2 protein-coding genes (1 of these 2 cut by a window edge) are annotated in these 23,740 nt (G+C 72.5%); both read right to left on the bottom strand.

What is annotated here, in order from left to right; all coding sequences use genetic code 11:
- Window positions 1-139 precede the first annotated feature (139 nt).
- Window positions 140-1,195, bottom strand: a complete 1,056-nt coding sequence (locus tag LIU39_RS01440; RefSeq protein ID WP_227043631.1) for a hypothetical protein — start codon at window positions 1,193-1,195, stop codon at window positions 140-142.
- A protein-coding gene (locus LIU39_RS01435) for a WXG100-like domain-containing protein (protein ID WP_227043682.1) crosses the window boundary here: on the bottom strand, window positions 1,192-23,740 show its final stretch. Its footprint extends 22,697 nt past the window's final position; the window shows 22,549 of its 45,246 coding nt (coding positions 22,698-45,246); its start codon lies beyond the right edge, outside the window; it ends in the stop codon at window positions 1,192-1,194. Before LIU39_RS01435 ends, LIU39_RS01440 begins: the two co-directional genes overlap by 4 nt.

Here is a 23,740-nt window from a genome sequence, read left to right as displayed (position 1 = left end):
GTCCATGCCGGGGAGCGTGGTGCGGCGCATTCACACCCCCTACCGACCCCTATAAATCGGCCCGGAAAGATAAGGGGTTCCCCTATCTTTCCGGGCCGTGCGGCCGGTGCCGTTCAGCGGGCGGGTGATGCGGAGGCCGTCAGCCGGTGCACTTCACCCCGACCGCCGCCGCGGCGTGGTGCGCGTTGGCGAAGCCGGAGCCGTAGTCGACGCCAAGGGTGTGCAGCATGACGGCCAGGTGGCCTCCGGTGAGGGAGAAGGTGCCGCCGGACACCCAGTTGCCGCGCTTGTCCACCTGGTTGACGGTGAAGTCGCCGAGCGGCTTGCCCGTCGCGCCGGCCGCGGCGTACACGGAGTAGCGGGTGGGGTGCCCCCCGACGTGCGCCACCGCGCTGTCCTTGGGGATGTACACCCGGACCTGGCAGCTTCCGGATGTCACCGGGCCTGTGGCGAAGGTCCACAGGGCGTAGTTGCCGTCGTCGCCCTGCTCGCCCGCCATCGGGACGGAGGTGAACTTGCCGCCGCAGCCCTCCTTGCCGTAGCCGCCGTCGTGGGTCGTCCAGCCCTTGTCGCCGTCGCTGTACGTCCCGTGCTCCTTGTAGCCGGTGGAGCTGTTGGTGCAGTCGGGGCCGGCCACGGCGGCATAGGTCTTGTCGTCCTTGGGCGGGGGCGAGGAGTGGCCGCCGTCGGCGGGGGCGCCCGCCGAACCGCCGTCGCCCGAGCTGCCGTTGCTCGATCCGCCCGAGCTGCTGCCGTCGCCGCCGGGCGGGCCCTGGTTGCCCTGCGGCTGGTCGGCGCCGGGCACGATGCCCGCGCCGCGGCCCTGCCCGTCGTAGTCGGAGCCGGCGGCCGGCGGCTGCTTGGCGTCGTCCGAACCGTGCCCCACCAGGCCCTTGATGAGGAACGGCGAGCACAGCAGCAGCACACCGGCCAGGGCGGCGGCCGCCACCATCGGCTTGGACACCCGCCCTGCGGGCCCCGCCGCCTGGTCCGTGGCGTCCTCGCCAGGACCCGACGAGCCCGCGGCTGCGGCGGACCGGGCGTCCTTCTTCCCCGCTGCGGCCGTTGCCGCCGCTCCCTGGGCACCTGCGGCGCTCTGCCCTGACGCGGCGGTGGCCCGCGCGGATGCCGCTCGCGGTGCGGGCGCGGGTTCCGCGGCGGGATCGGTGTCCGCGGAGATGACGGGCACGGTCACGCCGCCCGTGGCGTACGGCCTGCCCTCGGTCGCCTGCGGTCGCGGTCCGGCCGGCGCCGGAGGCTCGGCCTCCGCCGCTTCAACGGCCGCTGTCTCGGCGGCCGTCGACGGGGCATCGGCCGTGTCCCGTCGCGCGCCGCCGCCCTTGCGGGACTCTTCCGGCTCCATGGGCGCCATCGTCTCCTCTTCTGCTGTTGCTCGAAGTGCGTGTGCGGAGGGGTGTAGGGGGTGGGGACGGATGCGGCGGGTGTGTCGTCCGATCCGCTGCCAGGGCTTCTCGGCCCGGGGCCGTCGGCGGTGCGTGGCCCTGGATCATCCCCGGGCCTCCGGATCGGGCTGCCCGTCCGGGTCGGTGTCCACGGGCCCGCCCGGGTGGCGAGAGGCTGCCTGCCGACGGGCGACATGACACCGAGGGCCGGGGCGGCGAGAAGGTCCGTCCCCTGGGAGATCATATCCAGGTCCTGAGTCCCGGCACCCTTGTTCCCGGCCGCTGTTGGGGAAGGGGGCGGTACCGGGTGGCCATCCCTGCCGGGCACGCCGTGGGGCGTTCCGGCGGGTGCGTCGCCGCTGCCACCGGCCGGTGCGTCGTCCGGGGGCAGGTCCCGCACGCTGCCGGGCGGCGGCAGGTCCGGGAGCACGAAGTCGAGGACCGTGCCGGTACCGGCGTCGAAGGTCACCCGGAGCCGGAACGGCAGCTCCGCGCCCGCGTCGGCGACCAGGACACGGGTGTACTCCGCCAACTCCTGCGCCTGCCGGGCACGTCGGGCCGTCAGGTACGCCGCGACCCGCAGCCGATCGGCGGTCCAGCCGTCCGGCAGCACCTCCGGTGCGTACCACGCGTCCCACGCCTTCCGGGCGAACCGGTCGCGGAGTTGCGCCGCCAGCTCGGCGGCCCCCGATCCGTGCGGTGCCACGTCGGGGTCGTCGGACCAGGTGCGGACCTCGGGGTCGGAGGGCAGCCGGCCGACATCGGCCGTCTGGAGCTGGGTCAGCGCCGACGACGTCTCCTGCGCCGTCCACGTCCGCTCCGCCGAGGAGTGCGGCTGCCATCCGGCCGACTCCACGGGCATCGGGGCCAACTGCCGTACGCGCGCCGCGAGTGCGTCCACGTCCGAAGCGGCCGGCTCCACGCCGAGCAGCCGGTACGCCGCCTCCGCGAGGTCGGCGTCGCTGCCGAGGAGGAGGGCGGCAACCGGGTCGGCGGCGGCCCCCGGGGCGTGGGCCGGATCCGCTGCTGTCACCGTGAACTTCACCGGGACGGCCGTCCCTTGCACCTGGTTGTAGGCCGCGTCGACATGCCCCTGGAGGCGCCGCAACGCGCCTTCGTAGTCCGCGTCGTCGACACCGCTCCCCCGGGCGGGGCGGGGCACCGTGGCGGTCAGGTGTACGCCGTGATCGCCGCCGGTGAACAGCGCGTGCCGTACGGCGAGGCCGACCGAGCCGCCGCCCACCGGCACCCGTACCGGGACCGGCCCGCTCGTGGCGACCAGTGCGTCCTCGCTCCACCGGGGCAGCGGCTGCCGCGCCGACGGCCGCATCCAGACGTGTTCGCCGTCGCGCACGAAGCCCTCGATGCGGACGCCGTTGCCGGTGCCTGACCACAGGTAGCCGGCGTCGTACAGGGTGATGTCGCCTGCGTCCAACGCCCGTTCGTGGCCCTGCGCCACCGCGTCCCACAGGCCGTCGATCGTCCATTGCGACGGGAAAAGCACCGTCCATTTGCCGCCGGCCGGCGCCTGCCAGTCCTCCGCACCGGCCGCCTCCCTACCGGCCGCCTCCGGGCCGTTCGCTGCGGTGTTCCGGTCCGGCAGGAGACTCACCCGTGCGGTGACGACGCCGTTCGCCTCCTTCCAGTCGACCTCCCGCACCACGCCGTCCTCACGGACCAGCTTCTTGCGCGGCCGATACCACATGCCCCGCTCGCGCTGACTGTCCGCGTCGTGGAGGAAGTGGCCGGCGAGATTGCGGGCCCGGTCGCCGTCCAGGACCAGCCGTTCCAGCCGCTCGGTGACGCGCGGACCCTGCGTACCGGGACGGGGGGCGAGGAAGGAAGGCGCCCGGAGATCGGCCTGGACGGGGTGCAGCCCGAAGTCGACGACGTTCCCCTCGGCGTCGGCCTCGCCCCACAGCCGCAGGCCCTGGTAGACCCCGTCGAAGCGGCGCGGCGCCGACGGGTCCTGCCAGCTGCCGCCGTCCCGCCGCCAGGCCAGATACGCCTGCTCGACGGCGTAGGTCACCTGCTCCGACGACCAGTTGGGCGGCAGCATCAGCACCGGCTCGGTCGTGTGTGCCGTGCGGGTGAGGTAGGTGCCGTTGGGGTGCGGCTGCCCGACCCGGTACGAGGAGGGGCGGGCCCCCGTCCCGGCCGGTTCGAGCAGCCCCGGAGAACCGGCGCCGCCGTACAGCACCCGCCGCCGCACCTCCAGGGGCACCCGCACCCGCGCGGGGCCATCGGCATCCGGCGTGCCGGTGCGGGCGGCGCCCGATGGGGTGTCATCGGTCGCGCGGCCCTGCCGCCGGACCTGCCCGGCATCGACGGCGGCCCGCCAGGCGTCGTCGATGGCCTGCCCGAGGGAGCGCAACTCCCGCGGTTCCAGGACCACTTCACCGGATCCGGACAGCAGCGGGACGGGCCCGGGGGCCGGAAGCTGCGCGTCGGAGCCCGGCGTGACCAGGACGAATTCCAACGGCTCCCCGTCCGGCAGACGGTAGGCGGTGGTGGTGTGCACGGCACCGGGCAGGTCCGGCTGCCCCGCCGCCGTACGCAGGACCACCCGGGTCGTCCAGGGCCCGCCCTCGTGGCGCACCCGGCTGACCTCAAGCCCCTGGAACAGTCCGGACGGCTGGTATCCGAAGCCGCCCTGTCCTGCCGGTCCCTGCACGTCGACGCGGATGGTGCCGAGCGCCATCGGCGGGAGTGTCGCCTCACCGGTGCCCGAAGTGGCGGCTTCCGGAGAGGAGTCGGCGCCCGCGCCGGACGGCTGGTGGCCGCCGATCGGGGGCGGAACCGGCCCGTCCGGGGGCGCGGGGGCGACGGCCACCTGCCGGAAGGGCGGCGCCTGCTCCTCTACCCCCGGCATGTCCGAGACCGTGTCGCTGTCGGAATCCGTGCCGGAATCCCCTTCCGCATCCGTGTCCATATCCATATCCGTGTCCGTGTCCATGTCCTGACGCGGGCCTTCGGGCTCGTAGGGGCTCCGCTCCCCCGGCGTCGGCGCGCTCGGCCGCGGCGGGGCGGAGCGGCCACTCAGTACGGAGAAGATGTCCGAAGCGTCGTCCAGGGCCATGACGGGCTCGTCCCCATCGGACTCCGGATCCCGCACCCCGTACGCGGCGAGGTCGTCGTCGCTGTCCGACTCCGGATCCCGCACGCCATACGCGGCGAGGTCATCCTCCCTGCTGTCATCCGGCAGGAGCGGCGATGCCGCCATCCGTTCGTCCTCCGGCCAGAACTGCTCGGCCGCATCGGACGGCACCAGCCGGTAGTCACGGATCGTGCCTTCGGCGTCGGTCCTGACCTGGAGTGCCAGGTCGTCGTGGCCCGGGACGGTTCCGGTGAACACGTCGCGCCCCGGTGTGTCCGACCTGCCCTGCTGCGCCGCGCGGAAGGCGAGCAGCCGCAGTTCGTCATCGGTGAGCCCGGCGGGCAGCTCGTCCCCCGTCTCCTTGTACCAGGCCCCGGGGGCGAATGCCGGCCGGAGCTGGGCGAGCAGTTCTTCGACGGTGCTCCGGCGGGTGGCGAACGGTGCCAGCTCCTCGGCCCGGTACGTCTCCAGCAGCACCCTCGCCCCCGGGTCGGCGGCAATCCCTGCCGGTGTCCTGTGGCGTTGCGCCGCCACGATGTGCTGCTCCGCGTCGAGCGGGAGCCAGGCGTCGGCCGCGTGCGGGGACGGCATCGGCACCTGTCGGCAGGCGGCAGCGAGCAGCGCGCCTATCTGCTGGGCATCGGGCGGAATGCCCAGCAGCTGCTGTGCCAGCGCAGCCGGTCCGACCCGGGCACACAGCGCGAGAAGTTCGGCCGGCTGCGGTGACCGGACTCCCGGCGCCGGCCCGACGGGCACGACATCGAAGCGGACCAAGGGCAGCCCGTCGCCCCGGGGCACCTTGTTGTACGTCGTGTCGATCTCCTCCTGGACCTCGTCCAGATAGTCCGCCAACTCACGCTGCTGGCCGGCGTCCATGCCGTGCGGGACCGACAGTTCGACGGCCAGTTGCACGCCCAGATCGTCGTCGTCGAGCACGATGTGCGACACCCGGAAGGGAGCCTCGGTGGTGTCGCCGGTCGGCAGCCGGACCGCTTGCTCCTGGGACTGCGCGAGGTGCTCGTCGTCGTCCCAGGTGGACCAGGTCACCCTCGGCTGGTACGCGGAGGGGCGGACCCAGATGTGGCGTCCCTGGAGCGTGTAGCCCTGGATACGGACGCCGTTGCTCTCGCCGGTCCACAGGTAGCCCGCGCCCAGGGCGTGGTCGCCCTCGGTGTGCCAGCTGAACCGCCCGCTGTCCAGGGCGCGAGTGTGGGCGTCGCGGACCGCGCCCCACAGGGCATCGGCCGTCCATGCTTGCGGGAAGAGCAGGTGTCCGCCGTTGCTGCCGTCGGCGACCGTATGCCACCACCCGAGCTCACCCGGTCGCGGGGAGATGCGTATGCCCAGCAGCCTCACCTCCCCTGCCCGGACGCCGTTCTCCAGAGGCTCCCCGCCCACCGCTTCGTACCAAATGCCGCGCTTCATCTGCTCTGTGGGGGCAAAGCCGTGATAGCCGCCCACGCCCTTGGCGCGGTCGCCGTCGAGCACGAAGCGTTCCGTGAAGCGGGTGATCAGTGGCGCGCCGCCCGTGGTGGGCTCCGGCAGCAGGGTGCGGAACAGGGGGACTTGGAGTGCGCGCGGTGCCGGTCCGGTGTCGTTGGGGTCGGTCTGCTGTTCGTGCGGGGCGAAGTCGAGGATCTTGCCGGAGGCGTCGGCGACACCCCGAACCCGCAGGCCCTGATAGACCCCGTCGAAGGCGATCCGGCCCGCCCCGTCGGGCCAGATTCCGCCGTTGGCACGCCAGTTGAGGTACGCCTGCTCGGTGGCCTTCACCACCTCGTCCTCGGTCATGTGGTGGGGGAACATCATCACCGGGGCGTCCTCGGCCGTCGGCGGGCCGGCGAGGTCCCCGCCCGCGGGGTGGTGGACGACGCCGTCGCTGCCCGCCGTGGGCTGCGAAGGAAACCGCGCCAGATAGGTGCCGTTGGGATTCATCTCCCCCACACGCTGCGGGTACTCGCGGTGGATCGCGTGGTTCCGCGGCGCCATCCGCCCCGGACGGGCGGTGCCGGGGTCGCCCCACAGCACCCGTCGGCGGACCTCCAGCGGGACGGAGACGCGCTCGGCCTCGGGGTCCGGCCGACGCCCGGCCGCACGGTCCTGGGGTGCGCCGTCGCCGTGCGCTTCCTTCGCCTGCGCGAGGCGCGCCTGCTGCACGGATGACCAGAGCATCTGCAGGTCGTGCGGCAGCCACCGCAGGTTCGGCACCGGTGCGCCGGAGGACGACGGCAAGTCACTGTTCAGCCAGGTGCGGCCCCACGGGTCGAGGTACTGCCCGGCCATGATCGAGCCGTCCTCGTCCAGCGGGCGCGGCCATCCTTCCTGGTACCAGTCCCGGCCGCCGAAGAGGTGACTGAACTCGTGCAGCACGATCAGCGGGAGAGTGTCCAGGAACCACTCGGCACTGTTCGCCCGGCCGCTGCCCGGCAACAGCGACACCGTGTGGTGGGCGCGGGAGCTGTCGTCGGTGAACTCCACGACGAACTGCACCAGATCGCCGTCGGGGAAGCGGTGCCCGACGTTGTGGAACGCGTCCACGTACGGGAGGACTTGCTGCTTCTTGGCCGCCACCTCGGCCGGCGAGAGTGCGGGATCGGCGACCACGTGAACCCGCGCGATCAGCCGGCTCAGCTTCGTCCCGTCGCCGAGGTGGTAGCGCCTGACCTCGAACCGCTGGAAGGGCACGGGCGCGAGATGGCCCAGTCCCTCCCTGAACTTCTCGGACGGCCGCTTCACCTGGATCCGCTCGATCTCGGCCCCGAGCGACACCATTTGGAGCCGGTGACCGGGGCCGACGGGACCGTCGAGGTCGGGTGCCCGCTCTACGGAGGTGACGATGCCGCGCTCGCCCGGGGAAATGACCACTGGCGCCCCGGGGTTGCCGGGGAAGAGGGGGTGGGTGCCGGTCGCCCGGAAGCCGGTGTAGACGATCTCCGTGTTGCCGGCGGCCTGCGGATCGGCGACCACGAAGCTCAGGTCCAGTTCGCGGCCCGTCATGTACGGCACCTGCGGCGAGGCGAAGCGCTGCCGGACGGCACCGTGGTGGGCGGGCAGCCTGCGCAGCCCGGCCGCGGCGACGGCGGCGGTGACCATGGCGGGCAGCGTCCGGTTGCCGAGGGCCTGCGCGAATCCGGGGAGCGCGTCGCCGACGACGAGGGAGTACACGGTGGCCAGTTCGACGGCGTGGAAGGGCTGCTGACCGGGTTCTCCGCCTGCCAGGCCGTGAAGGAAGTGGCGGAAGGCGGCCGTGTCGTAGGGGGCCGGCCGGTCGGCCCGGAGCCTTGTGAGGTAGCGGTGGTCCAGCTCCACGGGCCGGTAGCCGTCCTGGATACGGCGCATCGGGTCGTCGGCGAGCAGCCAGCGGGCGCGCCAGGCCGACGCGTCGTGCCGCTGCTGCGTGAGGTGCGCGTGCGCCTGGCGGATGCGCTCCGGCGTCGCGAACAGCTCGTTGATCCGCGCGAAGAGTTCCTGGTGGACGCCGTCATAGCGGAACAGGGAGGGGGCGCCGTCGGTACGCTGCAGTCTGCGGCTGCCGTTCGCGTACTCCTGGTAGGCGAACGCCGGTACCGCCGAAGGCACCGGCGTCCCGGGGGACCGCTCCCATGCCGCGTACGGGAGCGAGGCCCCGGCCTGGTAGTGCTGGTGCAGTTCGCCGAAGAGCCCGCGCACTGCGTCCACCATGGAGTCCGACAGCTCGCCAGGGACGCCTTCGCCCCGGTCGTCCAGCCTGACCGCGATCTGGGCGATGTGGTCGATGAGCCACTCCGCGGGGATCCGGCCGGTGAAATACGCGTGGAAGACGCCGCGCGACTCGGATGCCGCAGTGGCGATGAGCACCTGGCGCGGCCCGTGGAAGAGTTCGCCGTAGCGGCGGAACAGCTCGGCGGCGGGCAGTTGGACGGCCCCGTTGCCGTCGCGCAGCGGCAGGCCGTCGAGGAGGAGCGACTTGACGAGGGAGTCCACGGGCAGGATCCGGCCGCTGTCGTCACCACCGGTCCAGGCCAGCCGCAGGTACTGCCGGACGGTTTCCGAGACGCGGGCGCCGGCCGTCTCGTCGGCGGCGACGGTCTGCCGGTAGGCGTCGCCGATCTCCGGCCAGGCGCGCGCCACCCGCTCCCGCATCTCGTCGGGCCTGGCACTGGTGCGGCACAGGTCGCTGAGCTCGGCGCTCACGGGGTGTACACCGTCGGGCGGGCCCGGCACGGCACCTGTCGGGCCGACGGCCGGGGCGTCGGGCGCACTCTCTCCGTGCGTCCAGGGCCCGACGGTCCCGGTCATGAAGCGGCGGACGGCGACCGTCCGGTCCGCCTCCCCCAACGCCTCGATGAGCGGCAGGTGTTGCTCCAGGAAGGCGTCGAGCCCGCGCTTGCGGAGGTGGTAGGACTCCTCGGGCCCGGCGGCCAACAGCGGGTGCTGGGTCCTGCCGTCCTCCGGCTGCCGCGACTGCTCCCACGTCGCGTAGTGCGTGCGCAGCAGCCGCAGGGCCTGCCGCGACCTGCGGAGATCGCCCGAGGCCCGTTCGGCCGGGGTCGGCCGGGGGTCGAGATCGGCGTCGAGCGGGAAGTCCGGGGTCCGGGCGGAGGTGTCCGGTGCCTGCACGGACTCCTCCGGGATCCGGGCGGAGGTGTCCGTGTACGGCCCTGAAGCCGCCGCCGGGGTCCGGTCCGGCTGCTCCCCCGGTGCCGCCGCGCTGTACCACACGCCGGAGTCCTGGCCCGGCGCGAAGAACCCGGGCTCCCCGGGCGGGAGCTGCGAGGGACCGGCCCCGTCGCCGGGTGCCGACGGCAGGTAGACGTCGCCAGGCCCGCCGTAGGGGCCGAAGCCCGCGTCGTCCAGGAAGCCCTGGGTGGTGGGCTGTTCCTCCGTCGCCTCGTCGGGCTGCAGGTACAGGCGCGTGTGTCCGTCGACGGTGCCCTCCACGTGCACGACCCGCAGGACGGGGGCCTGCGGCAGCAGCACCGCCCCTTCGGGGAACTCGTCGTGGAATTCGTGCCATTCCCGGGGAATCCGGCGTCCGTGCACCCCGGCGATGTGCAGTTCGATGTTCTGCCCGTCGCGCGGGAGCACGGAGGTCGGGGACATCGCCAGCAGGTGCCCGAGGTAGACGTGGGAGCCGATCAGTTGGGAGCCGAATATGTGGTTCGCGACCGTGTCCTGATCGGACCACAGGAAAGCCGGCTGCTCGTGCGTAGGCAGGGCCGACAGAGTGTGCTCCACGAGGTCCAGCAGCGCCGGGCCCAGCGGGTTCTCCCCGTCGAGCACGGACCGCGCTTCGGCGCGCGCCGCCGCGCTGCCCAGCCACCGGGTCACGGTCTCGCCCGCATCGGCCCCGCTCGCCACCGGAGGAAGCAACTCCCCCGGCATCCACTGCCACAGCGCCGCGTAGGCGTCGGGCACCGCGCCGGCCCCCGTACCGCCCGCGCCGCCCTGCCCCTGCTCGTACGCGGCCTCTACCAGGTCCATCGGCACGTCTTCGTCCAACCCGCCCCACGCACCCGGTTCCTCCAGGTCGTCGAAGAGGCTGCCCCACGGGTCGTCGCCGAGCCCGCCCTCCTGCCCGGAGCCGACGGCATCCCCCCGCAGACCGGCCCCCGGCTCCCCGGACACCGGCTCCATCGGCACGTCACCGTCCGGATCGCCCCACGCACCCGGTTCCTCCAGGCCGTGCCCGGTCACCTCCGGTTCGGTCCTGAAGGGATTGGCGGCGATGATGCGCCGGGTCGTCAGGAAGTCGTAGAAGCCGCGTACGGCGGAGAGGCGAGCTTCCCGCTGCCCCATGCGGGCCTTGTCCACGAAGGCTGCGACCGTGGCCGCGGAGGGCGACAACAACGCCTCTCCCTCGTGTCCTTCGCGCCCCACGAAATCCCACCACACGCGCAGACCCACGGCGTAGACCTGACGGCTATTCGGGTTCTCCCGCGTGGCCAGCCAGTCACGGACCTGCTCAACGGCCGCAGGCCCCGCCTCGTCGAAGCTTCTCCGCACCGGTCGGCGACGCACCCCCGCGGCCGGGTTCGTCGACTGCGGGAGCTGCCCCGACGCCCCGGTCCGGCGCGCGACGGGCAGCGGCGCGTCCGTGGCCTCCACGGCGCCGGGCGCGGGCCTGCTGAGCGCCTGGTTCAGCCGCCGGGTCATCTCCACCGGCAGCTGTTCCGGCAGCCGACGGCGGACCTCGGCATGCCACAGGTCGCGCCGGCGGCGCCGCCCCAGCCTGATCTGCTCCGCGCTCAGCCCGTCGCGCCCCGCGGCCTCCTCCAACGACGCGACGGTCGCCTCCAGCGCGTCGGCCCAGCTGTCCCCCACACGCGGGATGTCGATGCCGAGGGGCAGCGTGGACGCCATCCGCGGCGCCATGGTGTCGGTCCGTTCCAGCCCTGCCAGGGCGTTCAGGAGACGAGCGCGCAGGTCCGGGCCGACCGTGCCGGCCCGCACCGCGTCGTCGAGCCGGACGAGATGGTTCCAGCCCTCCTCCACCTGCGCCGACGAGGCTTCGGCCGCGCTCTCGGCCCTGCGCAGATAGCTGTCGGCCGCATCCTCGATCTGCCGGGCGGCCACCACCGCCGGGGTCTCCGGCACAGGCGCCGACGGCCCCTGAGTACTGCCTTGGGTGGTCGCCGGGTCGTTCCGTCCCGGCGCCCGGCTCCGGAGTCGCCAGAAGATCTGGTCGAGTTGGCCGAGGCGCTCCGTGCGTTCCGCCGCCTCGACGTTCCGTTCCTCCAGGTGGCGGCGGAGAGCCTGGTCCTTCGACGGCAGCACCGTCTCCGCCAGCGGATCCCTGCCCCGGTCGTGCAGGTAGCGCTCCCAACCCGCCAGCGCCAGACCCCGGTTCACCGCGGTCTGCGCTCGCAGCTGCCCGCCGAGCCACTCGCCCGACGCCTCGACGAGTGGGTGCGAGTCGCCGTAGCGCGCGGAGAGATGGGCGAGCAATTCGTCCACGATGACCGGAACCCGGGCTGTCGCCCCGGTGTCGCGCGCCGACTGCCACTCCTGGGGGCTTAGCCGGTGCATGAGGAAATCGTCCGCGTCGGAGCGCAGGCGCCTGCGCTCATCCGCCTGGAGCGTCCTGCCGTCGGCCCCCTGGACCCCGCCGAGGAACGTGTCGTACTCCTCATCGGCCGACGGCAGGTTCCTCTCGGTCAGCGGATGCCGGCTCCGCCCCCACAAATACTCACTCCACTGAAGCAGCGCCTTCGCCAGGTCCTCCTGCGGCGGCGCGCCACGCTGCACGTACGACGCGAGCCACTCCCGCGCCGTGTTGCCCAGCTCCTCACCTCCCCGCTCCGCAAGCTGCCCCAACACGTCGTCCATGGTCAGGCCCGGATAGACGCCCGGTGCGAGATCTTCGAGGTATCCGCAGCGTTCCGCATGCTTGTGGAGGGCCCGCGCAGCCATTTGGTGATGATTCGTCAATTTCCGTGCGGACGGCCCGGATTCGTTCCGGACCAGACGCGCCGTTGCCACGTCCCATACCGCCAGGTCCCGCAGGAATGTGCCCATCTGCTCGTGAGGCGTGGCAGGGAATTGCAGGCGCCCTTCCCGTGCCTGCTCCCACCACGGACGGATGTCACCCGCATAGGTCCGCAGGCTCTTCCGGGCGAGGCGACGCTGGTTGAGCCACTCGTCCACCAGCCGGACGAAGGGGTGCGTCGCACCGTGCACGCCTGCCATGTCGGACAGCAGCTTCGTGACCGTAAGAGGAGCGGTGAACGAATTACCCCCGACCGTAGCCGGATTGACCTGTTCCAGCGGCCTGTCAGCGAGCCGCCCGAAGATCTGATCGAGGAGGGGCAAGGGCTGCGTGCCCCCCGTCGACCCGATGTTCTGCTCCTTCAGGTGGCGGCGGAAGTCCTGGTCCCTCGACGGCCGCTCCACCTCCGTCAGCGGATCCCTGCCCCGGTCGTGCAGGTACTGCCCCCAGACCGCCAGCACCCGCCTCCGGTTCGCACGGGTCAACTCGCCCTGCTGCCCGCCGCTTTGCGCCCTCCGTTGCCCGTCGAGCCACTCACGCGTCGCCTCGACGAACGGGTGCGAGTCGCCGTAGCGCACGGAGAGATGGGCAAGCAGGTCATCCACCGTGCCGCCCGGAACCCTGGGTGTTGTCCCGGTGAGGGGATGGCCTTCGGTCCGGCTCCGGAGCCGGTCGAAGAGGTGGTTGAGGCGGCCGACGTGCTTCATGCGTACCGCCAGGCTGATGCCCTGCTCCGCCAGGTGGCCGGCGAACTCCTGGTCATCCGACGGCCGCACCGTCTCCGCCAGCGGATCCCTGCCCCGGCCGTACACGTACTGCTCCCAACCCCGCAGCGCCCGAACCCGGTCCTCACGGGACCGCTTTTCCTGCTCCTCGCTCCGTTGCGCACCCTGTTCCCCGCCGAGCCACTCACGCGATACCCCGACGAACGGGTGCGATGCGCCGTAGCGTGCGGAGAGGTGGGCAAGCAACGCGTCGGCCGTGGCCGGGTTGTTCCGTTCCTGCATCCGGCTCCGGAGACGCCCGAAGATCTGGTCGAGGTAGACGAGGCGCTTCATGCGTCCCGCCGGCCCGATGTTCTGCTCCTCCAGGTGGCGGTGGAGGTCCAGGTCATCCGACGGCCTGACCGTCTGCGCCAGCGGATCCCTGTCCCGGTCGTGCAGGTACTTCTCCCAATCCGCCAGCGCCCGCCTCCGGTCCTTCCTGGTCCCCACGGCCTGTTGCGCGTCGAGCCACTCACCCGACACCTCGACGAGCGGGTGCGAGGCGCCGTAGCGCACGGAGAGATGAGCGAGCAATTCCTCCACCGTGCCGGCCGGCTCCCTTCCGGGAACGGCCCTTGGGGCAGTGGGGCGTGGCGCGGCGGCCCTCGTCCCGGGGGCGCGCACCGGCTGCCACGCGTGGGGATTCTGCCGGTACATGACGAAATCGTCCACATCGGAGCGCAGACGACTGCGTACGCTCCCATGAAGCGTCCGGCCATCGGCCCCCGCGACCATGCAAAGGAACGTGTCGTACTCCTCATCGGCCGACGGCAGATTCTCTTCGGTCAGCGGATGCCGGTCCCGCGCACGCAGATACTCACCCCACTGAAGCAGCGCCCTCGCCAAGTCCTCCTGCAGTGCATCGTGCTGCTTGTGCGTCGCAAGCCACTCCCGCGCCGTGCTGTCCAGCTGCTCGCTCCCCCACTCCGCCACCTTCGCCAACGCCTCGTTCACCGTCAGGCCCGTATGGACGCCCGGCCGGTTCAGCGGCTTGCGCCGAGCGGCGCGGGGGCCTACGACCCGATTCCCGGCGCCCGGTGCGGGGCGGCGGGATGCCGGCTGCGGGTGACCGGTCCCGCCCTCCTCGGGCGCCGTCCCGCCGGAATGGCCCGGGGACGGGTTCCCAGCCGCTGGTGCCGGGCCGGCCGCCACGGGCCCGGGCGGCTGCGGCAGCGGGCCCGCGGTGTTCGCCGTAGCGGAGCCGACCTGCGCCATCTCCCGCAGTGCCGCCAGCAGTTGCTCGCGCAGCGGCCCTGCGTCGTCATGCCCGGCCCGCACCGCCTCGTCGAGCTGTGCCAGGTACTCCCGGCCTTCCTCCTGCCGCGCGGCCGGTACCGCGACGCCCTGGGGGCTCTTGCTCCACGACCGCAGGTAGCCCTGGACGGCGACGACGAGCTGTCCGGCGTGCGGCCCGGCCGGGGGCTCCTGCGTCTGTGCCGACGACGCCTGGCCCGCTCCCTGCCGGGCCGATACGGCGTCGGCGTCCGGCATACCGGGGCTCTCCTGCTCCGGCCGCTGCTGCGGGGCAGCCGTCTCCGGTGCGCCGGACCGTCGGTTCGTGCCGCCGCTGTCCTCGAACGGGTCGGCCTCGATCTCGCCCCGCTTCTTCAAGAAGGCGTAGAAGGCCCGGGGGGCGGCCAGATCTCTGTTGCCTGTCCTGGACGGCGTGTCGCCTCGCTGCACGGCGGAACGCACCTGCGCCACGTAGTCCGTGGCCATGGTGGGTGCAGGAGTCAGCAGCCTCGTCTGCGGCAGGTGCTGCCACCACGTCCGCAGCCCCGCGGCATAGCGCAACTGGGTGTCCCACGTGACGATTTCATGGAGGAACGCGGCGACGAGGCGAGCCTCATCGCTTCCCACCCCGTGCACGTCCTCCAGGTCGATGATCAGCCCTCGGGCCCGGTCCGGCCAGCGGGAGAGGTCGATGAGGCGAGCGACGGCCACCGGCTCGTACCTGTCCCGAACGGCGCCTCCTGACGCCGGGTGGTCCGGCTGCCGCGGCTCCGGGCCCAGGTCGTGCGTCAGGCTCAGGTCCGGGTCCAGGTCCATGAAGTCGTCGGTGACCGGTACGGTCGCGGCGGCGTTCCCCTCCCGGGCCGTCAGCCACGGCGCCAGCACACCATCCAGCCGCGCCGCCCAGTCCTGTGCCCGGTCGGCCGGAAGCCGGCCCGTCACCTCCTCGCGATACGCCAGTCCACGGTCGACCCACTCCCCCCATATCGCCAGGTCCAGGGCGGTGACGCCGGTCTCCCCCACCATCGAGTCCAGCAGCGACACCGTGGTGTCCAGCTCGGACAGCCATGCATCCGTGGCCGCCACCCCGCCGTCGACCGGGTGTCCCCGGAGTTCCGGGTGGACCACCAAGTGCCCATGGAACAAGGTGGCCAGCACACGCTTCCTCTGGCGCTTCGCATCCGCCCCTGGGCCCGTCGCTTCCTGGTGCACCGCGAGGAAGGCGTCGAACGCGTCGTCCCGCAAGGGGCTGATGGTGACGGTCAGGGGATGTGCGCCCCGCTCACGGAGATGGTGGCGCCATGCCTGCAGGGCACTGGCGCGCACGCCCCTGGTATACGGGTTCAGCCGCTCCTCACTCAGCCAGTTGCGCGCGGCTGCGGCGAACTGCGTGTCTCCCTCACGCTGCAGTTCCGAGATCAGGCGGTGCGCCTCGCCGCGCCACTGCTCCGTCCCGCCAGCAGGTGTGCCGTCCTGGCCGTTGCCGGGGCCCGCCTCCTCGTCGGCAGCCGAGGCGGCGGATCCCGTGCCGGCGGTACGCAGCCGGGCCAGCGCCCTGTCGATGGCCCGGCCGGCATCGCCCCGAAGGCCCCTCAGGAAGTGGTCCGCGGTCCGGTTCTTCCACAGGTCCCGCCGGAACTGTTCTCCCGACTTGATCCGGAACTCGTGGAGGGTGGACCGGGTCACGGAGGTGTGAGAGAGCGGCAGGTAGGCCGTGAACGGTGCGTTCACGAAGTTGCCCAGCAGGTTGAACCACCGGACCCAGGCACCGGGATCGGCGTCCTCCGCGGGGAGGCGGGACGGGGCGAACGGCGCGGACGGGCTGGGAGCGGCGGCCGCGTCCAGCCTCTCCATCTGGGCCAGCAGCCGGTCGCGCAGCTCTGGGCCGGTGTCGCCGGCGTAGACCTCGTCGTCCAGGTCGGCGAGCAGCCGCCAGCCCTCATCGAGCTGCTCACGGGATGCCGGGCCCTCGTATGCCTCGGCCCACGCCACGTAGTTCCCGGCCTGGCCCTGGTCCGTGTCCATCGGAACGGCCACTGTCTCATCGGCCGCAACGGACTCCAGCGGTCCGGGGCCCGAAGAGGTGCCGGACGGGCCCGCTTCCCGCCTGCCGTCCGGGCCCTGTGCGGAGTCCTTACGGACCGCGCCGGTCCGGTGCGCGCCGCTGCGGCGGATCGGCCCGCCTCCGGGCAACCGCCGCTGCCGCTCGTCCTCCGTGCCGATCCAGGTGTGGCCCCCCGCCCGCGCCCGCTGCGACGCCTCGACGGCCACGGCCTCAGCAACCTCCCGGCCCTGAGCGGCCAGCACCTCACTCACCTCGGCCACCGCCGCGTGCGTCCGCGCCAGCCGCTCCGCGTCCAGCACCGGCGGCCACCGCAGGATCCCCGACGCCTCCGTATAGCGGGCCAGCGCCTCCTCGGAAAGGCCCCCGGGACCGTCGTCCCGCTCCTCTCCCGTGCCCTGCGGCGCCAAGGGCTCGTCGCCGGACGCCGCCGGACGCAGATACAGCCGCCGGTAGCCCCGGGGCCGCACTTCCTCGCGCACCACCTGGAAGAGCGGGGTGCGCGAGAGCATGGCGGCCCCCTCCAGGAACTCCGCCTGGAACTCGGGCCATTGGTGCGGGATGTACGGCCCCGACACGTCATCGATGAACAACTCGACGTTCTGGCCGTCCTCTGGAAAAAGCGGATACCGGGATACCGGCAGCACGTGTCCCAAGGAGACCAGGGAGCCTGTCCGGTAGCCGCCGAACGTGTCCTCGTCGGCCCACAGGAACGAGCGGCCGATGTGCACGGGCATGGCGCTCAGCGTGCCCTCAAGGAGTGCCAGCACGGCGAAGCCCAGCGGATCCTGACTGTCCAGCCGGCCCCTCACCTCGGCACGCGCCGCGGGATCGCCCAGCCACCGCGTCACGGCTTCACCCAGGCCGGCCGACGTCCTCGCCATCTCGGCGAATTCCGGTGGCAGGAGCTGTTGCAGGGTCAATTCGGCGTGGCTGTACGGCAACACGCCGTCCGCATCGGCGCCGGGGCCACCGGCCTGTTGCCCCAGGTCCACCGGCACGGCTCCACCCCCGACGGTGCCCGGCTCCACCAAGTCGTCGAACAACCCGCCCCACGGGTCATCCACCGGCACGGCGCCACCCCCGACGGCATCCGACTCCACCAGATCGTCGAACAACCCGCCCCACGGGTCATCCACCGGCACGGCGCCACCCCCGACGGCATCCGGCTCCACCAGGTCGTCGAACAACCCGCCCCACGGGTCGTCCTGGAGTCCCGCATCCGCCTGTTGCACCGCGCCCATCGGCACGTCGTCGTCCGGCCGGGTGCGCGGAGGCTGCTGGTCGGCTTCGAGCCGCTCCAGGTGGGACCGGGCGAAGGTCTGGAAGGCGTCGAGCCGCTTCCGCAGCGCCGTGCGGGCGTCGAGCGACAGCTTGGGGGTACGGAGTCCCCGCAGATAGTGGTCGAATTCGTCGTCCTGGGACGGCGGGACCGCCTCGGTCAGCGGATGGCGGCCGCCCTGGTGCAGGTACTCCTCCCAGCGGAGGAATGCCTGCGCGTGCTCCTTCTGCGCGACAGGGGCGGCCGGGCCGGTGGGATCTGCGAGCGAGGACAGCCAGTGGGGCACCACACGGGCCAGGGGGTCGTTGCCGTATCGATGCTCCAGTATGTGCTGCACACGCTGCATCGCCGGGCGGCGGTCTCGGGTGAGGTGGCCGTGGAATGCCTGGACCGCCACGCGCACCCGCTCGGGAACCCGCGCACCGGAGCCGCCGGTGCCCCGGGACCTTGCCGCCTTCGTGGCCTCCAGGTGTGCAAAGAAGTGCTGCATCTGCTCATCCGGGGAGCCGTGCAGCTCCCCGAGGTCGTTCCGCGCCTGCTCCCACCACCGCCGGAGCCCCACCGCGTAGTCATATCGCATCCGCGCCGACGGCAGCCGGTTGAACTGATTGAGCCGCTGACTGTCCAGGAAGCTGGTCACCGCCTCGGTCATCGGGTGTCCCGCACCGTGGATTTCTGTCACGTCAGCCACAAGTGCTGGGGCAGCGGTTGCCTTGGGGGCCTTGGCCCGACGCGGCAATCGCGGATCCCAGGCAATCCACTCCCGCTCACCGGCACCGGCCGCCGGCAGCGAGGGCCGGGCACCCGGCCGCGCCGCGTCGGCGTTGACCAGAGCCTCCAGCAGCTCCGTCCGCAGGCTCTCGGGCGCGGTTCCTGCCCGCACGGCTTCATCCAGCTCGGCCAGGTAGGCCCAGCCCTCCTCCAGGCGCGCGGCCGACACGGTGCGCTGGGCGCTCTTGCCCCACCGCACCAGGTAGCTCCGGACGGCGTCGACGAGCTGCGGAGGCGTCAGTTCCCCCGGCCGCACCGGCGCGGGCCCGGAGGGCGACGCCTGCCCGGCCTCGTGCGTCATGGTGTCGTCGTGCGGGCCGGAGCCCGGACGCGCACCCGACGGGCCCGCTTCCGACGTGCTGCCCGAACCCGAAGCCGCGGGCAGGCCGGTCTCGTTCGACGGCCGGAGCGTGGTGTGGCGCCAGCCCCGCATCGGCCCTCCGCCCACCCGGCGGTTCTGCCGCTGGTCCTCCGTGCCGATCCACGGCACGGCGTGCGCCCGCCGGTCCTCCGGCAGCGCGGCCAGCTCCCGTGCCCGCTCCGCTTCGGACAGCCGGGCGGCGACCTGCTCCGCCAGGTCAGGGCCCGACCTGAACAGCGCGGACTCCACCTCGTTCAGCGCGTTCCCGGTCGCCTCCCGGCGCTGCCGTGCGGTCGGCGACTCCTCGTCGGTGCCGATCACGGGCGGCCAGCGCAGCACCGCCGACGCCATCGTGACGCGCTCCCCGGGGGCGTCGGCCAGCAGTTGGTCGATCCTCTTCGCCCGCCCCGTCCCGGCTTCGTTCGCGATCCCCACCAGACCACGGGGCACCATCTGCAATTCCTCGGCCAGCTTTGCCAGCCGCGACGCCGCGACGCCCTTCAGGCCCAGCTCGCGGGCGAGGCCCGTCAGGGCCGGACCGTCGAACCACGGCTGTGCGGCCAGCTCGGCGTAGCGGTCCCTGCCCACGCCCAGTTGCTCCGAACGCCAGGCGTCGACCTGGTCCTGCGCCGTGTCACCGGCGCCGCTGAGGTACTGCCACAGGCTGCGGTGCTCGTCGGGGGTGCCGTCGCGGTAGGCGGTCAGGCCCAGCTGCGTGCCGCCGAAGGAACTCCGCGCCACGTACTCACCCAGATACGGCAGTTCACCGATGTCGAGGCGGAGGGTCTGCAGCATCGTGAGCACCGTCTGCGCGTAGGCCAGCGCCTGCGGTCGCCCGACGAGGAGCGCCGTCATGTCGACCCCGATGTCCTCCAACAGGGGCTCAAGGGTGTCCTCCTGCCACCTGTGCGGCGCCTCTCCGGACTCCACGTGGTCAAGCAGGTCGGTACGCAGACCGCGGAGCAGGTGGTAACGGTCCTCGGGGAGTTCCAGCAGGACGGTGAGGTTGTAGAGAGCCGGGCCGAGCGCCCGGGGCAGGTCCAACGCGTCCGCCACGGCGCGGATTTCCTGCTCGGGCAGCCGCCCCTGGGCCCTGCTGATGCCGTGGAGCCGCAGCGCCTCGTCGGCGCCCGCGCCGATGTCACGGGCGAAGTCGTCCGCCCGCGCGAGCGTGAGGCCCTGGGACACCATGTGCACGTACTGTTCGACGTCCTCAAAGCCCATCGTCTCGGCGACCCAGCGCTGGAGGCCAGACATCACCCCGGCGCCACCCCGGCCCACCGGGTAGAACTCCTGGACGGGCATCCCCTCCCCCAGCTCGAATTCGAGCGCCACGCCGTCGAGCGCGTCCAGCACGCCGAGGAAGTCCATCTCACGCAGCTCGGCGAACCCGTGACCGATGGAGCTGTGGGCGGTCCTGTGCATCAGCGCGAAGACCTGCGAGGGCGCCAGCCGGCGGCCGGTCCACTCGCGTGCCGACAGGTCGCCGGGCCCGGTGAACGCGCGGTCCGACGCGACGCGGTACAGCCACGCCCGGTCCTGCGGCGTACGGGCGCCCAGCAGCGGGGCCGCGTCCTGCAGCAGGGCCTCGAACTGCGAGCCTTCGTCCAGGCCGAACACGGATCGGAAGTGCTGGAGCGCCGCCGTCTCGTCGACCAGCAGCTGGGGCTGGAGCGACCAGTGGATGCCGGAGCGCACCGGGGTGCCCATGTCCAACTTCTTGAACGCCTCAAGGACTTGGGCGACCCTCCGGCTGGACCACAACGGCTGGCGGCCGACGAGCGGCCGGAAGATATCCGTCGGTTCCTGCGGCCCGGCGAGCAGGTGCAGCGCGTCCAGCCGTACCGGGAACTGCTTGAGCACCCGGTAAAGATCCTTGGGCGTCACCCCCAGCGCGCGTGCCTGCTGCTCGTACGCCTCGTAGGTCGGTACCTCTCCGGTGACCCGGGCAAGGTGCACCAGGTGCTGCATCCGCTGGACGCCGAGCCGGGTGTACAGGGTGTCGAGACGGAGGGTCTCCTCGGGGGTGAAGCCGTCCATCAGGGGCCGATGGGTGCGCCAGACCTCCGCCGCCCGCAGGTGCAGTGCCTCGTCCGCCGCGCGGCGCGACGCCTCGTATGCGGGCGGGGTGTCGCTGTTCTCCGTCCGGGAGGTGGCGTCGCCGTAGCCGGGCAGGTCGTCGTCGGTCAGGGGCGTCCGGCCTGTCGGGGCCGTGTCGGTGGACGGGGCCTCCGGAGTCTGCGGTGGTGCCGTCGGCCACTCGTTCAGCCAGGCCGTCACCAGGTCGTGGGCGCGCTGCGGCGTCATGCCGCCGTCCCGTGTCCGGTCCAGCAGCAGGGGGCGCAGGTCCTCCAGGGCGCGGAAGTCCGTGCGGAGTGCGGGCCTGGGTTTCAGCGCGCGGAAGATCGCGTCGTAGAGGTCGACGGTGGCGGGCGATGCGTGCATCAGCTCGCGCACCGAAGTGCCGAGCGGGCGCAGGAACTGATCGGCCCGCAGGTAGCGGATGACGCCCAGCTCTGCTTGTGCGCCGCTCCGTGCCGCCTGCTCCGCATTGTCGCCCGGTGCCTCGTTCCTGGTTCCCCAAGTGGGCTCCGTCAGCGGCCCGAACCGGTCCGCCAGCCGGGACAGCGCCACCCAGTCGGCGGTTCCCCGCAGCCCGAGTGCCCGCAGTCGCACGTTCATCGCGTCGCTCCACCGGCCCGGGGGCGTCCAGTCGCTGTCCTGGAGCGCGTTGATCTCGCGGCGTCCCCGGTACAGTTCCCGCAGCTCCCGGGCGAAGAGGCGGTTCAAGTCCCGTGCGTCCACGCCGATGGCCCTCGATGCCGCCTGCACGGTCGCGTGGAACTCTGCGTCGACGCCGGCCGGCACCCGGGCGCCGGAGTCCACCAGGTCGTTCAGCTCCAGCCGCTCTCCACGGTCGGCGAACGGGCCGAGATCGCGCGGCTCCAGCCCCACCTGTGCCAGCCGGTCGCGCAGCCGGTACGCGCCGAGCTCGACGCGTTGGTGCGCGTCGACATCGCCGAGCCAGGACAACTCGCCGGGCAGCACGGCCAGTTGTTCCGGCGTGATGTCCAGGGCGTCTGCCAGCTCGATGACGTCCGACGGGCGCACCCGCCATTCCGTGACCAGGCCGGTCAAGGCCACGGACAGCTGCCCTGCCTCGGCGACGTGCCGGACCAGGGCCGCCGTCTGGTTCCTGTCGAGCCGCTGCTCATGTGCGAAGGCCAGCAGCCCGGCGACGTCCACGGTGTCCGGCAGCGCGCGCTGCCCGTCCATGGCCCTGCGCCACCCCGTCATGATCTCGCGGAACACCTCGTGACCCGGCACTGTCCGGCTGCTGCCCAGCACCTCCCTGACCTCACGAACCGAAGCCGCGAAGCGGGTGAAAGCGGTGGCCTGCGGGCCCGTCGCACGCGCCGACAGGTCGCGGAACCAGGTGAGGTCGCCGACGGACGGCAGGCCGTGGCGCGTCAGGTGCGACGAGACCCGTGCCGCCGTGCCCGCCCCGCCGAAGTCCCGCACCAGTTCGCCGAGCCGCTGCGGATCGAGGAACGCCAGCGCCGCCACGTTCCCGTCCATGCCGGTGAACCGGACCAGTTCTTCGACGTCTTCGATGTCTTCGGCGTCGACTCCGATCCGGCCGGCCAGTTCTTCGACGGTGTGCGGCTCACTCGTCGCGTCGTCGTGCGGAGCGTCCGCCTGCTCGACGGGGGCGAGGCTGTCGGTCTCGGAGTAGGAGTCGAAGTCGTCCTGGTTCCACCACGCCTCATCCGGGGCGGCGCCGCCCCGGAGCCGCAGCGGGCCATCGGGGGCGGATCCCGCATCGGAGTGCGTGTCCGGGTCCTGGTCCTGGTCCTGGTCCTGGTGCGGGACGACATCGAGGTCGGGGTCCTGGACGGAGTCCCGGTCCGGCTCCGTCCCGGTGTTCATCACGGCCACCTGCCGCTGCCGCTCCGTACCGAGCCAGGTGCTGTCGGGGTCCTGCGCTCCCAGGCGCTCGGCCTCCGCCTCGCGTGCGCGCTGCGACAGCATGGCCGCCTCCCGGACGGCGGCGTGCGGTCCGTCCACGAACAGCACACAACTCAACTGATCCAATGTCGTGTTGGTCAGTTCGCGGCGGCGTACGGCCTCCTGCGCGTCGATCCCGGTGTCCTCGTTGACGTCGGGCCACCGCAGGAACTCGCCCGCCAGGGCACGCCGGACGTCCTCGCCGCCGCCCTCGATCACGCTGCGCAGCAGCGAGCGCGGGTCCTCCTCCACTTCGCGGGCCACGTCACGGAGTGCGTACGGCATCCCCTGGGTCCGGTGGGCGAGGGACGCGAGCTGTGCCGGGTCCAGTGCGGTGCTCATGTAGGGGTCAAGGGCCGATCCCCTCCCTTCGCCCGGCTCCGTGTTCCGGCCACGCGCCATCTCCATCACGTCGGCCACGTCGAACCACGACTGCGCGTCCAGCATCTCGAAGTGCGCGACACTGGAGCGCAGTTGTGCGGCACGCCAGGCGCTGACCATCTCGGGAGTCAGCCTCCCGTTGAAGTGGTGGCCCCACATCCGGCGCCGCTGGTCCCCGTTGAGCTCCGCGTAGGGGCGACGCCCGGTCAGCCAGGACCTCATGCTCTCCGTGCTCAGGTACGCCCCCAGCGCCGGCAGCTCGACGAGACTCGCACCGGCGGCGTGCAGAGTGCGCAGGAGCCCCTGTACGTACGCCTGCTCCCGCTCCTGGTCCTCCGCCAGCTGCTCCTCATCGACCAACGGACTGCGGGGGGTTCGGGCCAGCACAGCCAGATCGACGCCGCTCGCCGCGAGCAGCGCCTCGATCCCGTCGCTCAAGTCCTGGGGGTTCTCGCCGCGCCGCACCATCTCCATGTACGGGGCGCGGAACGTCCGCATCAGCGCGAAATCCGCCGACTCGATCCCGAGGCTGAGGCTCTGCCGGTACAGGAGGGGGCCGAGCGACGGTGGCACCGCCGCCTCGTGCGCCACGTGCCGGATATCCCGGTCCGGGAAGTGCCCCAGGCCCTGAGTGACGTCGAGCAGGTCCCGCAGGTCGTGGATGCCCGCCTGATACCCGCTCCGCCGGTCGGCATTGAGGCCGTGAAGGAAGCCGATCGCCTGGGGCACGGTCACGCCGGTCTGCCCCAGTTGCGCATACTCGTCCCTGCTCAGGCCCAGTTGGCGCCGGGCCCACGCTCCGATGTCCTGCAGCACGAGTTGCTCGTCCGGCATGGCCCCCGACGTATCCCGAAGAGCTACGCCGTACTGCAGCTCGAAATCCGCGGCCAGCCCGTGCAGAATCGCCAGC

It is taken from the genome of Streptomyces pinistramenti, from assembly GCF_020564935.1.
GTDB classification, from domain to species: Bacteria; Actinomycetota; Actinomycetes; order Streptomycetales; family Streptomycetaceae; genus Streptomyces; species Streptomyces pinistramenti.
Note: the sequence above shows the minus strand (reverse complement) of the source record. Positions and strands in the feature narration are given on the sequence as shown.